The 14414-nt window shown below is 74.3% G+C and carries 8 protein-coding genes; 7 read left to right on the top strand and 1 reads right to left on the bottom strand.

Annotation, left to right across the window (positions count from 1 at the left end; translation table 11 throughout):
* Window positions 1–46: 46 nt before the first annotated feature.
* The 7 genes from AB0950_RS02470 to AB0950_RS02440 all read left to right on the top strand — a co-directional run bounded on the left by AB0950_RS02470 (window position 47) and on the right by AB0950_RS02440 (window position 13170).
* Window positions 47–2818, top strand: coding sequence for a protein kinase (locus tag AB0950_RS02470; protein WP_360574622.1), 2772 nt, complete (start codon window positions 47–49; stop codon window positions 2816–2818).
* A gap of 149 nt (window positions 2819–2967) precedes the next feature.
* Window positions 2968–4725: a protein kinase gene (locus AB0950_RS02465; protein ID WP_360149456.1), complete on the top strand. Its 1758-nt coding sequence runs from the start codon at window positions 2968–2970 to the stop codon at window positions 4723–4725.
* A 128-nt stretch (window positions 4726–4853) separates the two neighbouring features.
* The gene (locus AB0950_RS02460) at window positions 4854–6590 is read left to right on the top strand and encodes a serine/threonine-protein kinase (protein ID WP_366777619.1); all 1737 of its coding nucleotides are present in this window, start codon (window positions 4854–4856) and stop codon (window positions 6588–6590) included.
* A 79-nt stretch (window positions 6591–6669) separates the two neighbouring features.
* Window positions 6670–8283, top strand: a complete 1614-nt coding sequence (locus tag AB0950_RS02455) for a serine/threonine-protein kinase (RefSeq protein WP_360149449.1) — start codon at window positions 6670–6672, stop codon at window positions 8281–8283.
* A 76-nt stretch (window positions 8284–8359) separates the two neighbouring features.
* Window positions 8360–9505, top strand: a complete 1146-nt coding sequence (locus AB0950_RS02450; RefSeq protein ID WP_366777618.1) for a protein kinase — start codon at window positions 8360–8362, stop codon at window positions 9503–9505.
* 136 nt (window positions 9506–9641) lie between these two features.
* Window positions 9642–11255 (top strand): succinic semialdehyde dehydrogenase, encoded by a 1614-nt coding sequence (locus AB0950_RS02445; protein ID WP_360574619.1) that lies wholly within the window; start codon window positions 9642–9644, stop codon window positions 11253–11255.
* 97 nt (window positions 11256–11352) lie between these two features.
* Complete coding sequence (locus AB0950_RS02440; RefSeq protein WP_366777617.1) at window positions 11353–13170, top strand: GMC family oxidoreductase; 1818 nt, start codon at window positions 11353–11355, stop codon at window positions 13168–13170.
* A 748-nt stretch (window positions 13171–13918) separates the two neighbouring features.
* On the opposite strand, the gene AB0950_RS02435 is transcribed toward AB0950_RS02440, so the two are convergent.
* Window positions 13919–14194: a chorismate mutase gene (locus AB0950_RS02435; protein WP_366777616.1), complete on the bottom strand. Its 276-nt coding sequence runs from the start codon at window positions 14192–14194 to the stop codon at window positions 13919–13921.
* Window positions 14195–14414: the final 220 nt, after the last annotated feature.

The following is a 14414-nucleotide window of genomic DNA, read 5'->3' as shown; positions in this document are numbered from 1 at the left end:
CGCGAGGCGAACGGATGTGACCGACCGGGCGGCCGGGGGAGGCAACGTGGAGGACTACGCGGGCCGGGTGCTCGCCGACCGCTACCGCCTGCCGTTGCCGCCGTCCGACGAGTACGAACTCACCGAGACCCGCGCCTTCGACACCTACAGCGGCCAGGAAGTGCTGGTCCGTCAGGTGCCGTTGCCGGAGGTCGTCGAGGCGGAGGTGCTGGACGCCGAGGGACTGCCCGAGGGCTTCACCGCACGTGAGCGCGGGGCCGGTGTCGGGGCCGGGGCGCGGCGGACGGCGGACGCCCGGACCGCCACCCGGCGGCCCGCCGACCCCGCCGTGCGGCGGGCCGTCGAGGCCGCGCAGGCGGCGGCCCGCATCCCCGACCATCCGCGCCTGGACCAGGTCTTCGACGTGTTCGCCGAGGGCGGGTCGCTGTGGATCGTCAGCGAGCTGGTGGCCGCACGCCCGCTGGCCGCGCTGCTCGCCGAGCAGCCGCTGTCGCCGTACCGGGCGGCGGAGGTCGCCGCCGACGTGCTCATGGCGCTGAGGGTCCTGCACGCCCACGGCTGGGTGCACCGCAACATCACCCCGCGCACGGTGCTGGTCTGCGACGACGGCCGGGTGATGCTGACCGGCCTCGCCGTCGGCGCCGCGGAGGAGGCGCTGTGCGGGTACGACCCGGTGCCGGCCCAGGACGGTACGGCGGGCGGCGCGCCCGGCGCGGTGGCCGGAGGACCGGGGCCGGGGCCGCAGGGCGCCCGCTCCGGCTCGGGCGCTGAGCCGGCGCCGTTCGAGGGGGGCCGGGGGGAGGCCCTCGGCCTGGAGGGCCGCCCGGGCGGTGTGCCCGGCGCGGCGACCGACGGTGTGACCGGCGGGGCGACCGGCGGGTCGACCGGAGTGGCCTCCGGGGCCCCCACGCAAGTCCCCTCCCAAGCCCCCGCCGGAGTCCAGGCCCACGTCCCTTCCGCGGACGTCGATCCCGAGGCCGCGCGGCGGGCCGCGATCCAGGCGAGGGCGGCCGGCGGGCTGCCGGTGCCGGTGGCCGACGGCGTGTCCGGCGGCAGCGGTGCGCCCGGCCCGGCGGGGCAGGGGCAGCCGGCGAACGGCGCGGACATCCGTGCCGCGCGCGCCGGGGCCATCGCCGCGTACCGCGCGGGCGCGCGTGCCGCCGCGCGGGTGCAGGAGGCCCGGCAGAACGGGCGCGCCGCCCTGCCCGCCGCCAGGCCGCCCGCCGAGGGCGACACCGGCGCCGAGGGTACGGCGCGGCCGGAGTACCCCGGCCGGCCGGACACCACCACGCCGCTCGGTCGGATCGCCGACCCCTACGGAGTGCGGGGCGCCCCCTGGCACGGCGCATCCCCACGCCCTGGCGTCCCCTCCCCGCACCCCGGTGCCCCCGACGCCTCCCCACCCCTGCCCAGCGGCAGCCGGCGCCCCGGCCTTCCCGCGGCACCAGAGGATCCCGGTCCCCCCTCCGTCCCCGGCCAGTCCCCGGCGCCCGACCCCACCGCCGCCGCCCCCGCGCACTGGAACGGCGCCGGAGCCCCCCTGGGCGGCGCCCGGCGTGGCGGCGGCACCGCGTTGGCCGCCGAGCGGGCGCGGCAGGTGCGGATGACCGTGGTCGGCCCGGTGACCGAGCGGTGGGCGCCGGAGCAGGCCGGACCGGTGCACGAGAACTGGCAGTTGGCGGCGCCGGTCGGGCCCGCCACCGACCTGTGGGCGCTGGGTGCGCTGCTGTTCCGGGCGGTGCAGGGACACGCGCCGTACCCGGAGGAGTCGACGGCCGAGCTGGTGCAGCTGGTGTGCGCCGAGCCGCCCGCGTTCGCCGAGGAGTGCGGCCCGCTCAGGCCGGTCGTGGAGTCGCTGCTGCGTCAGGACCCCACCGAGCGCCCGGACTTCGAGGAGCTGAGCGGCTGGCTGCGCTCGCTGGTGCGCTCCGCGCCCGAGCCGGACGCCGGCGCCCATGTCGTACCGGTGCCGCCCGCCGACCCGAGCCGGCTGCCGGTCGTCCGGCGCCGCGGGGAGCTGGTGCGGATACGGCGGCGGCGCGCACGGCTGCCCGAAACCCACCCGTCGCACGGCCGGCACAAGCGGGCCCGGGAACGCGCCCAGCGGGAGGCCCGCTCACCGCGCAGTCTCGGCCGGATCCTGCTCGTGCTGATCCTGCTGTTGCTGGCCGGCGCGATCGCGTACGCGCTGCTGTTCATGCCGAAGCAGGGCGAGAGCGGGGCCGCGGGCAGCGACCGCACCGGCAGCGCGGGGGAGGCGGGCCCCGCGCCCTCGGCCACGCACAAGCCCTCCCCGCAGCAGACCGGCACCCCCTCCGCCTCCGCCCCCGCCACCGAACCGCAGACCGGCGGCGACCCGTCCGCCGCCGACGGGTTCACCCTGCGCAAGGACCCCGAGGGCTTCACGGTCGCCGTCGCCCAGGGCTGGGGCCGCACCCCGAAGAACGGCAGCGGCGAAGTCGTCTACGCGCACGGGAACTTCGAGCTGGTCGTCGTCCCCGGGCGGGACGGCGCGTCCGCCTACGGCGGCGACCCGATGGCCTATCAGCGCGACAAGGAGCGCGAACTCCAGCCGTACCGCGACTCCAGCTGGGCCACGGCCACCGGACTGCGCACCATCGAGGTGGGCGGACGGACCATGGCCGAGGGGCAGTTCACCTGGACCGACGGCCAGGGCCGCGACCTGTTCGTGCGGAACATGGCGATCCTGCTGAACGGCCGCTACCACATCATCCAGGTGCGCGGCCCGGAGGCCCAGCGGGACCAGGTGACCCGGCTGTACGAGCAGGCGACGGCGACGTACCGCTACACGGGTTGAGCGCCGCGTATACCGGTGGGCCGCTCCTGTCCGGTTCGGGCGGCGACAAGCGTCACAGTGCTGTCACCTTGGTACCCCGCTGGTTCCCAGCGGGTGGGCCGGTCCTTAGTCTGACCCTGTCAAAAGCATTGCGGGGCAACGTGAATCAGATGCAGGGCCTGCTGATAGCGGGCCGCTACCGGCTCGCCGAATCCATCGGCAGCGGCGGCATGGGCCGGGTGTGGCGCGCCCACGACGAGGTGCTCCACCGGGCGGTCGCCGTCAAGGAGCTGACCGCCGCGCTCTACGTCTCCGACAGCGACCGGGCCGTCCTGCTCGCCCGCACCCGGGCGGAGGCCCGCGCCGCGGCGCGCATCAACCACTCCGCCGTCGTCACCGTGCACGACGTCCTCGAACACGACGGCCGCCCGTGGATCGTCATGGAACTGGTCGAGGGCAACTCGCTGGCCGACGCCGTCAAGGAGCGGGGCCGCATCGAGCCGCCGGAGGCGGCGCGCATCGGGCTGTGGGTGCTGCGGGCGCTGCGCGCCGCGCACGCCGCGGGCGTGCTGCACCGGGACGTCAAGCCCGGCAACGTGCTGCTCGGCCGCGACGGCCGGGTGCTGCTCACCGACTTCGGCATCGCCCAGATCGAGGGCGACTCCACCATCACCCGCACCGGAGAGGTCGTCGGCTCGGTCGACTACCTCGCGCCCGAGCGGGTGCGCGGCCACGATCCCGGCCCGGCCTCGGACCTGTGGGCGCTCGGCGCCACGCTCTACACGGCGGTCGAGGGCCGGTCGCCGTTCCGCCGCACCTCACCGCTGAGCACCATGCAGGCGGTCGTCGAGGAGGAGGCCGACGAGCCGCGCCACGCCGGCGCGCTCGGCCCCGTCATAGCCGCCCTGCTGCGCAAGGAGCCGGAGCGCAGGCCGAGCGCGGAGGAGGCGGCGCAGATGCTCGCCGAGGCGGCGGAGGGCCGCCGCCCGCACACGGCCCAGGCGTTCATCCCGACCCAGGGCTCGGGCCTGCACGCGGCGGGCGCGGGCAACCCGTCCGACCCGGGCTACGGCACCGCCTCCGGTGCCGCGTTCGGTCACGGCCCCACCGGCCCCACCGCCCAGGCACCCGGATACCAGCCCGCCGGAACCGCCTCCGGCTACGGCCCGGGAGCGCCGGCGGCGCCGGGCCGCTCCACGACCGGACCGACGGCCGTGGCACCCGCGCCGCAGAACCCGACGCCGGTACGGCGCCGGCGCCGGCTGCGCACCCTCGCCCTCGTCGTCGCCTTCGCGGCCGTGCTCGGCGGTGGCGCGGCGGTGGCCTTCCAGCAGTGGGGCGGCTCGCAGCAGAACACCCGGTCGGGCGGGGGCGCGGGTCCGGCCACCACCTCGCCCTCGGCGAGCGGCAGCGCCACGCCGGGCGGTACCGGGACCGTGCCCGCCGACTGGGAGGTCCACCACGACCCGCTCGGTTTCAGCCTCTCCACGCCCAAGGGCTGGAAGCGGTCGGTGGTCAAGCCCACGGGCGGCCGCAAGGACAGCCTCAAGCAGATCGACTACAGCCCCGACGGGGGCTACCACTTCGTCCGCATCGCCGTCGACACCGCGTCCGACTTCGCCGACGCCTACCACCACCAGCTGAATCTGGAAGCGCAGTTGCAGCGGCTGGTCGACTACAAGCGCGTGGCCCTGAAGCAGAACACCTACCGCGACCGCACCGGCTCGCTGTGGGAGTACACCTGGTACGCGCTGCAGAAGGACCCGCCGCACGTCGCCGGTCCGCGCCACGCGATCGAGGAGACGTACTTCGCGAGCTCCGGCACCGAGTACGCCATCTACATCTCCACGCCCGCCAAGGACTGGGCGAAGACCAGCAAGCAGTTCAGGTGGGTGCTGCAGAGCTGGCAGGAGCCGCCCGCCGGCTGACGCCCCGCCATTGGGCCACCGGGCGGGGGCCGTACGACGCCGATACGGCCGAAAACCGCTGGTCGTTCGGCCCGGCTTGGCCGATCGGCGCCCCGGAGCGCGCGGGTCCGGTGAGGCATGATGGGCCCATGGGGACCGAGGGCGCCGACTTCCGGATGATCGCGGGCCGTTACCGTCTGGAGGCACGCATCGGGCGCGGCGGCATGGGCGTCGTGTGGCGGGCCGTCGACCAGGTGCTGGGCCGGCGTGTCGCGGTCAAGGAGCTCCTCCCCGACGACTCCCTCGCCGAGGAGGACGCGCGGCGCCGCCGGGACCGCACCTTTCGTGAGGCGCGGGCCGTGGCCCAGCTGCGGCATCCGCACATCATCGTCGTGCACGACGTGGTGGAGCAGGACGAACGGCCGTACCTGGTCATGGAGTTGATCGAGGGCACCTCGCTCGCCGACCGGATCGCCCGGGACGGCCCCGTCGACGCCGCCGAGGCCGCGCGGATCGGCATCGCCCTGCTCAGCGCGGTGCGCACCGCGCACGAGGCGGGGGTGCTGCACCGGGATATCAAGCCCGCCAACGTGCTGATCGAGTCCGACACCGGCCGGGTCGTGCTCACCGACTTCGGCATCGCGCAGGTCGCGGGCGCCACCACGCTCACCGAGACCGGCTCCTTCGTCGGCTCGCCCGAATACACCGCGCCGGAGCGGATGTCCGGCGTGCGCACCGGGCCGGAGTCCGACCTGTGGTCGGTCGGGGCGCTGCTGTGCACGGTGCTCAGCGGGGAGTCGCCGTTCCGGCGCGACTCGCTCGGCGGCATCCTGCACGCCGTGGTCGCCGCCGAGATCCGGCCACCCGCCGAGGCCGGGCCGCTGCTGCCGGTCGTACGGGGCCTGCTGGAACGCGATCCCGACCGGCGGCTCGGCGCTGCGGAGGCCGAGCAGATGCTGCGGACGTACCTGGAGACCGGACGGACACCGCAGGCGGGGCCGTCGCCCGCCGCCGGCACCGCCTCCGGTCTGATGCACCGGATCGGCGGGGGCCTCACACCGAGTCGTGCGCAGAGCGCCGGTGCGCCGTACTCGCCGACCCAGCTGGACGTGCCGCACGGCACGGCGCAGCCGCCGCCCGGTTCCGGGCCGGCCGCGCAGCCCGCCCCGGCCCGGGCGCCTTCCACGCGCGGGGTGCTGGTCGCCGCCCTGCTGGTCGCCGCCCTCGCCGGGGCCGGTGTGTCGGCGGCGGCACTGCTGCTGCACCGGGACGGCGGCGGGCGCGGCGGCACCCCCGGCGGCACGCCGACCTCCCCGACGGCGGCCACGGCGACCGGGACCGGGACGAGCGCCACCGCGCCCACGACACCCTCCGCCTCCGGCCCGGCGTCCACCACGGCACGCCCGACCGCCACCGGCTCGGGCCGCACCGGCCCGCCGACCGCGCCCTCCGGTTACCGTACGTCCCGCGATCCGGCCGGCTTCTCGCTGGCCGTACCGGACGACTTCACCCGCAGCCCGCAGGGCGAGCGCGTCTTCTATCTCTCACCGGGCAGCACCTTCCGGCTCGGCGTCAAGGTCGCCGATCCCCAGCCCGGCGGTCCGCAGGGCGTGATGGAGCGCTCGGCCGCAGGCGGCCCGTCCACCAACCCCGGTTACCACGACGGCCGGATCACCCGCACCACGCACGACGGACACCCGGCCGTGCTCTGGGAGTTCACCTGGAACGGCTTCAGCGCCGCCGAGGGCCCCCGCCACACCTATGACCTGTGCTGGGAGGAGGCCGGGCGGATGTACGACGTGTGGGTGTCGGCGCCGGTCGGCAAGGTGCGCGAGGCGAAGGAGTACTTCGACGTGGCGGTCGACACCTTCCGGGCCGGTTCCTGAACGGCCGCTCGGTCACGGGTCTGTGACCGGATCGCATTCCCTGTGGCTGTGGCGGCCGGTGGCGCGATATGGATGAACCATGAGCAGTGACGGGGGAGTCGGTCACGAGACCGACGACACGACGAGTTTTGTTCTGCAACCGCCGCAGCCGCGCACGCACCCGATCCCGCAACCGGCTTCGGAACCCCATGCGCCCCTGGATCCCGGCGCCGGGCGGCTCATCGCCGGGCGCTACCGGCTGCTCGGCAGGCTGGGCCACGGTGGGATGGGGACCGTGTGGCGGGCCAAGGACGAGGTGGTGGACCGCGAGGTCGCCGTCAAGGAACCCCGCATCCCGGACGACCTTCCCGAACGGGAACGCGCCAACGCCTTCGAGCGCATGCGCCGCGAGGCACGCGCGGCGGCACGGCTCGACCATCCGGCGGTGGTGAACGTCCATGACGTCGCGGTCGTCGACGGCCGGCCCTGGATCGTCATGGAGCTGGTGCACGGCCGCACCCTCGGCGACGTCCTGCGCGAGGGCACGCTGGACGCGCGGGAGGCCGCCCGGATCGGCCTGAAGGTGCTCGGCGCGCTTCAGGCGGCGCACGCCGCGGGCGTCCTGCACCGGGACGTCAAGCCCGACAACGTCCTGCTCGGCCGGTACGACCGGGTCGTCCTCACCGACTTCGGGATCGCCCGGATCGAGGGCGACACCCGGCTCACGGACACGGGCGGTTTCGTCGGCTCCCCGGAGTACATCGCGCCGGAGCGGGTGCTGGGCCGGCGGCCCGGCCCGGCGAGCGACCTGTGGTCCCTGGGCGTGCTGCTCTACACGGCCACCGAGGGCGTCTCCCCGTTCCGCCGCAGCAACACCCCGGCCACCCTGCAGTCGGTCCTCAACTCCACCCCGGCCCCGCCCGCCGCCGCCTCCGGCCCGCTGGCCGAGGTCATCGACGGACTGCTCCGCAAGGACCCCGAGCACCGGCCGGCGGCGGACCGGGTGAAGGCGCTGCTGGAGGAGGCGGCCAAGCCCCCGGCGCCGCCGGCGCCGACCCTGGCCGTCCCGACGGCCGCCCCCGCCGCCCGGCCCCGGCGCCTCGGCCGCAAGGCGTGGCTCGGCGTGGGCGCGGCACTGGTCGCGGCGGCGGTGGCGGCGTACCTGGTGCTCGCCGACCCGTTCGCGGGCCCGCTGCCCGACGGCTGGACGAAGCACCAGGTGACGCGGCTCGGCGCCACCGTCGCCGCCCCCGCGAGCTACCAGGAGATCAGGCCCGAGAAGAACGACTCCGACCAGAACTGGGTGACGTACGAGGACTTCAGCGGCGCGGTGTGGATCAGGCTGGAGCTGGCCAGGAAGTCGCAGGACACCCTGGGCGAGATCAAGAACACCGCGCGGTCCCAGATGTACGACGACGACGAGAAGTTCCGCGGCGACGGCGCATACGACCTCGACATGCCGGGCGGCGCGAAGACCCACCCGGACGACACCGCGACGTACCACGGCAAGGAGGCCGCGAAGAACACCGTCGTGTACAAGACCAGCAACGGCGACCGCCCCAGCCCGCGCGAACTGCAGATCTTCTACTACCGCACGAGCGGCGGGGACCTGTACAAGCTCACCGTCGGGTATCCGAACAAGGGCGACGTCACGGCCCGCGGCCGGCAGGTGGCCGAGGCGGCGATCGCGAACCTGGACATCGACAAGCGGTGACCCGCGACGGCCGGACTGCTTGCGCCGGCCGTGTCCCCCTTCGACAAGGGCATGGTGCTCACGGTACTCATGTGACATGAGTGGAGACGGCGAACACCCGCCCGACGCACGGCTGATCGGGGGCCGCTACCGGCTGGCCGGACGCCTCGGATCGGGTCCCACCGGAACCGTCTGGCGGGCCCGGGACGTACAGCACGAGGGCGTGCGGGTCGCCCTCAAGGAGCCGTCGCTGCCCGGCGATCCGGCCGACGACGAGGACAGCCGCCGTATCGCCCACCGCCTCTACCGGGAGGCCCGCGCCGCCGCCCGGGTGCGCCATCCCTCCGCCGTCACGGTGTACGACGTCGTCACCGAGGGCCATGTCCCGTGGATCGTCATGGAGTTGGTGGAGGGGGAGTCGCTGCGGGAGGTGCTGCGGCGCGGCCCGCTCCCGGTCCCGGAGGCCGCCCGGATCGGGCTCGCCGTCCTCGGCGCGCTGCGCGCCGCCCACGCCGTCGGCATCGTGCACCGGGACGTCAAACCGGCCAACGTGCTGCTGGAGTCCGGCACCGGGCGGGTGGTCGTCACCGACTTCGGCACCGGCGACGGGCACCCGGGAGCCGTGCCCGCCGGTTTCGCCGCCCCCGAGCGGGCCGCCGGGCCCGGCGCCGGGCCCGCCTCCGACCTGTGGTCCCTCGGCGCCCTGCTGCGCGCCGCCCTCGCGGACACGGACCCCGGCCCGCTGGGCCCCCTGCTGGACCGGCTGCACGCCGACGAGCCCGAGGCACGGCCGGGGGCGGAGGAGGTGACGGCGGCACTGCGGTCGTACCTGGGCGTCACACCCGCCGCCCCGGCGGGAACCGCCCCGGACCCCGCCCAGGCGATGCCGGCGGACACCGCCCCGGACCCCGCTCAGGCGATGCCCGCGGGAACCGCAGTCGACCCCGCCCAGGTGACGCCCGCGGGAACCGCCCCGGACCCCGCTCAGGCGACGCCGGCCGACACCGCACCCGACCCCGCCGAGGTGACGCCCGCGGGAACCGCCCCTGACCCCGCCCAGGTGACGCCCGCGGGAACCGCCCCGGCGCCCGCTCCCCCCGCTCGGCCTGGTCCGACGACCACCGCCCCCGATCCGGACGCCGCGCAGGATGCCGCTCCTGCCCCCGCTTCCGCCGCCCCCCGTCGCCGTACCCCCCGCACCACTCTCGGGATGCTGCTGGCGAGAAAAGCCGGACTCGACTGATCCTTCCGCCCGTCACCGTGCCAACACCCTGATCAGCACATTCGCCGCCAGTGATCACTGGCAGCATGTGAGCACTCGGTGAATCCCCGTTACCGACGGGTACACAAAGGCTGCGGCGCGGCATACCCTGCGCGTCATGACGGACACGCAGGCCCCGGACAGCACCGGCACCAACCCGCTCGCGCCCGCCCCCGAAGGCGTGCGCACCGCCGCCGACGTGGTCACCCCGGAACTGGTGGCCCAGCTCACCAAGGGCGTCACCGGCTCCGGCCGTACCGCCAACCACACCCCGTTCACCGGCGAGAAGCTGGCCGACCTGCCCGAGTCCACCCCCGAGGACGTACAGAAGGCCTTCGAGGCCGCTCGCGCCGCCCAGGCCGTGTGGGAGAAGACCCCGGTACGGCAGCGGGCCGCCGTCCTGCTGCGCTTCCACGACCTGGTGCTCGAGCGGCAGGCCGAGGTGCTCGACCTGATCCAGCTGGAGACCGGCAAGGCCCGGCTGCACGCGCACGAGGAGGTGCAGGCCGTCGCCGTCGCGGCCCGCCACTACGGCCGCCGGGCCGCCGCCTATCTGCGGCCCAAGCGGCACACCGGCGCCGTCCCCACGCTGACGAAGGTCACCGAGGTCCGCCACCCGCGCGGCGTCGTGGGCCAGATCGCCCCCTGGAACTACCCGCTGGAGCTGTCCGTCGGCGACGCGCTGCCCGCCTTCGTGGCCGGCAACGCGGTCGTGATGAAGCCGGACACCGAGACCTGCCTGACCGCGCTGTGGGCGCGTGACCTGCTGATCGAGGCCGGGCTGCCCGAGGGCGTCTTCCAGGTGGTGCTCGGCGACGGCCCGGTCGTCGGCCCCGAGGTCGTCAAGCACGCCGACTACGTCTCCTTCACCGGCTCCACCCGCACCGGCCGCGAGGTCGCCCAGGGCGCCGCCGCCCGCCTGGTCGGCGTCTCCCTCGAACTCGGCGGCAAGAACGCCATGCTGGTCCTCGACGACGCCGACATCGAGAAGGCCGCCGCCGGGGCCGTACGCGCCTGCTTCTCCTCCGCCGGACAGCTCTGCATCTCCATCGAGCGGCTCTACGTCCACGAGTCGGTCGCCGACGCCTTCCTGGAGCGCTTCGCCGCCCGCACCAGGGCCATGCGGCTCGGCAACTGCCTCGCCTACGGCGCCGACATGGGCTCGCTGGTCGGCGAACGCCAGCTGAAGACCGTCCAGCGGCATGTCGAGGAGGCCGTCGCGAAGGGCGCGAAGGTGATCGCGGGCGGCGTCGCCCGGCCGGACATCGGCCCGTACTTCTTCGAGCCGACCATCCTGGACGGCGTCGAGAGCTCCATGTCCGTGTGCGAGGAGGAGACCTTCGGGCCGGTCGTCTCGATCTACCGGTTCAAGAGCGACGACGAGGCGGTCGAGCGCGCCAACGCCACGCCGTACGGACTCAACGCCTCCGTCTGGACCAGGAGCGCCCGGCGCGGCCGGGAGATCGCCGCCCGGCTGCGCACCGGCACGGTCAACGTCAACGAGGGCTACGCGCCCGCCTACGGCAGCGTGCAGTCCCCGATGGGCGGCATGAAGGACTCCGGCCTCGGCCGCCGCCACGGCTCCGAGGGCATCCTCAAGTACACGGAGGCGCAGACGGTGGCCCAGCAGCGGCTGCTGCCGATGGCGCCTTCCCTGGGCATGACGGACGAGGGCTACGCCCGCTTCATGAGCACGAGCCTGCGGCTGATGAAGGCGTTCCGCTTCCGCTAGAAGTCCCCGTCTCCCGCTGGAAGCCCCCGCTTCCGCTGGAAGTCCCCCGTCCGCCAACCCCGTTCGCAAAACCCCCCGTTCTCAACGAGGAGAGCACGTGTCGCAGGAGAAGTCTGTCCAGACCCGGGACGAGGACGGGTACGACTACGACGTCATCGTGGTCGGTTCGGGGTTCGGCGGTTCGGTGTCCGCCCTGCGCCTGACCGAGAAGGGATACCGGGTCGGCGTGCTCGAAGCGGGCCGCCGTTTCACCCGCGACTCCCTGCCGAAGAACTCGTGGGACCTGAAGAACTACCTGTGGGCCCCGAAGCTCGGCATGTTCGGCATCCAGCGCATCCATCTGCTGGGCAACGTGATGGTGCTGGCCGGCGCGGGCGTCGGCGGCGGCTCGCTCAACTACGCCAACACCCTCTACGTCCCGCCGAAGGCCTTCTTCGACGACCCCCAGTGGCGGGACATCACCGACTGGCAGGAGGAGCTGAAGCCGTACTACGACCAGGCCCAGCGCATGCTCGGCGTACGGATCAACCCGACGATGACGCCCTCCGACGTGCACCTGAAGGCGGCGGCCGAGCGGATGGGCGTCGGCGACACCTTCCATCTCGCCCCGGTCGGCGTCTTCTTCGGCGACGGCAAGGACGCGGACGGCAAGACGAAGGCCCGGCCCGGCGAGCAGGTGAACGACCCGTACTTCGGCGGCGCCGGCCCGGCCCGGAACGCCTGCACCGAGTGCGGCGAGTGCATGACCGGCTGCCGGCACGGCGCGAAGAACACCCTGAACGAGAACTACCTCTACCTCGCCGAGAAGGCGGGCGCGGTGGTCCACCCCATGACGACGGTGGTGTCCGTCACGGACGACTCGCGGGGCGGGTACGCGGTGGCCACCCTGCCGACGGACCGGAAGAAGAAGGGCGAGGGCCGGCTCTTCACCGCGCGCCGGGTCGTCCTCGCGGCCGGCACCTACGGCACGCAGACCCTGCTGCACCGGATGAAGACGGGCGGCCAGCTGCCGTACCTGTCCCCGCGGCTCGGCGACCTGACCCGCACCAACTCCGAGGCGCTGGTCGGCGCGCAGACCGACAACCGCCGCTACCGCAAGGCGACCGGCGAGCCGAGGGCCGACTTCACGCGCGGCGTCGCGATCACGTCGTCCATCCACCCCGACGAGAACACCCACATCGAGCCGGTCCGCTACGGCAAGGGCTCGAACTCCATGGGCGGTCTGTCGATCCTCCAGGTGCCCTACGCCGAGGGCTCCTCCCGCGCGCTGGCCTGGCTGGCGAACGCGGCCCGGCACCCGCTGCTGGTGCTGCGCTCCCTGTCCAACCGGCGCTGGTCCGAGCGGACCATCATCGGCCTGGTCATGCAGTCGCTGGACAACTCCCTGACGACGTACCTGAAGCCGGACGGCGTCGGCAAGGGGCTGCTGACCGCACGCCAGGGCCACGGCGCCCCGAACCCCAAGCAGATCAAGGCCGCGACCGAGGCCGCCTCCGCGCTGGCCGCCGAGATCAACGGCTTCGCCGGCAGCAACGTCGGCGAGCTGATGGGCACCCCGCTCACCGCGCACTTCCTCGGCGGCTGCCCCATCGGCGACTCCCCGGAGACCGGCGTGATCGACCCGTACCACCGGCTGTACGGCCACCCCGGCATCTCCGTCGTGGACGGCGCCGCCGTCTCGGCGAACCTGGGCGTGAACCCCTCGCTGACGATCACCGCACAGGCCGAGCGCGCCATGTCCTTCTGGCCGAACAAGGGGGAGGAGGACCCGCGGCCGGCGCAGGGCGCGGCGTACGAGCGGCTGAAGCCGGTGGAGCCGCAGGCCCCGGCGGTTCCGGCGGAGGCGTTCGGCGCGCTGCGGCTGCCGTTCCTGGGGATGCCGGCCGTACCGCCGAAGAAGCAAGCGAAGAAGTAAGCGAAGAAAGAAGAAGGCGTACGAAGAGGCAGAGGGACCTGCATCCCCCTCCGAAGGCAGGTCCCTCTTGCCGGTCTGTCGATCCGGCCGGTCTCGCTCAAGATCCGGCCGGATTGTTGATTCGGCAGGTTTGATCGGCGAGGGCCGCGAAGGGTTGCCCCGGCGCACGGAATATTCATGTGGCGTGAGTCACAGGCACACGGGGCGGCCGTCGGCGCGCGCAGGGAGGGCCGTCAGCGCGTCGGAGGGCCCCGGGGCATGACGAAGGGCCCCGCGGGACGGAGAGACCGCGGGGCCCTTCTGATGGTCAGCACCGGCGTCAGGGCAGCGCCGGTGCCTGGGGAGCGGCGCCGGGGGGATGCGCCGCTGGTTCATTGGTCCCGCCTCAGGGGAGGCGGACGGTGCAGCAATGCCGTGATCGGCGCGGGGACCCGGCGGGTGACCCGGCACTGGTGCGTCTGTGCAGTTTTCCGCCGGCCGGCCCCGGGCGTCCCCGGAGCCGGCCGTTCTCTTGGTGACCGGGCTGCTGTCCCCTGCCGTCCGGTCACTTCCCTGGAGCGAGGTCCCACGGCGTACGGCACGACCCGTACGCCTCATCGCTCCAGCGAGCCACGCGTGGTTCTGTCGGGCCCGCCCCTGGCTGGCACGGACACCCCGCTCAACGAAGCGCCGCGGGGGCCGGTCACGCGCCGTACGGGTGAGACGGCGTTCGAACACGGATGCGACGCGGATGCGCATCGGACGCTGCTCAGATGCGGCCCCGGCACAGCTCCAGCAGGGTCATGGCGAGGGTCGTGCCCGGCTTGCCCAGGGCCTCCCGGTAGCGGCCGAGGATCTCCATCTCGCGGGAGAGGTTCACCCGGCGTCCGCCGGCGGCGATGCGGGTCTGCTGGACGACGGCGGAGACGGCCATCCGCTCCTGGATGAGGCCGATGATCCGGTCGTCGAGCACGTCGATGCGCTCACGGGCGCCGGCGATGGTCTCCTCCGGAGTGGCGGTCTCTTCCGGGGTCGTGGTGGTCATGTCGGGGCTCCTGGTGAAGGTGGCGGTGACGCCCCGGAACGGCAGGACCCGGAAAACGACAGGCGCCCCGGGCCTTGTCGGCCCGGGGCGCCTGGGAAGTCGCTTGGCTGTTCGCTCAAGCAGCACGACCATGGCAGCCGGCGGGCCGGGTGCCATAGGTAAAGACGAAGGTCGTGTGCTGAAGCATGGGCACAGTATGCCACGGCGAGGTCCGGGCCGG

Source organism: Streptomyces sp. NPDC007189 (assembly GCF_040703635.1).
Lineage (GTDB): Bacteria > Actinomycetota > Actinomycetes > Streptomycetales > Streptomycetaceae > Streptomyces.
The sequence above is the reverse complement of the archived record's forward strand: the minus strand, read 5'-3'. Positions and strand labels throughout refer to the sequence as shown.

Coding starts and splice junctions, on each gene's coding strand:
- AB0950_RS02450 (WP_366777618.1), top strand. CDS start 8,360: ATGAGTGGAGACGGCGAACACCCGCCCGACGCACGGCTGATCGGGGGC.
- AB0950_RS02460 (WP_366777619.1), top strand. CDS start 4,854: ATGGGGACCGAGGGCGCCGACTTCCGGATGATCGCGGGCCGTTACCGT.
- AB0950_RS02435 (WP_366777616.1), bottom strand. CDS start 14,194: ATGACCACCACGACCCCGGAAGAGACCGCCACTCCGGAGGAGACCATC.
- AB0950_RS02465 (WP_360149456.1), top strand. CDS start 2,968: ATGCAGGGCCTGCTGATAGCGGGCCGCTACCGGCTCGCCGAATCCATC.
- AB0950_RS02455 (WP_360149449.1), top strand. CDS start 6,670: ATGAGCAGTGACGGGGGAGTCGGTCACGAGACCGACGACACGACGAGT.
- AB0950_RS02445 (WP_360574619.1), top strand. CDS start 9,642: ATGACGGACACGCAGGCCCCGGACAGCACCGGCACCAACCCGCTCGCG.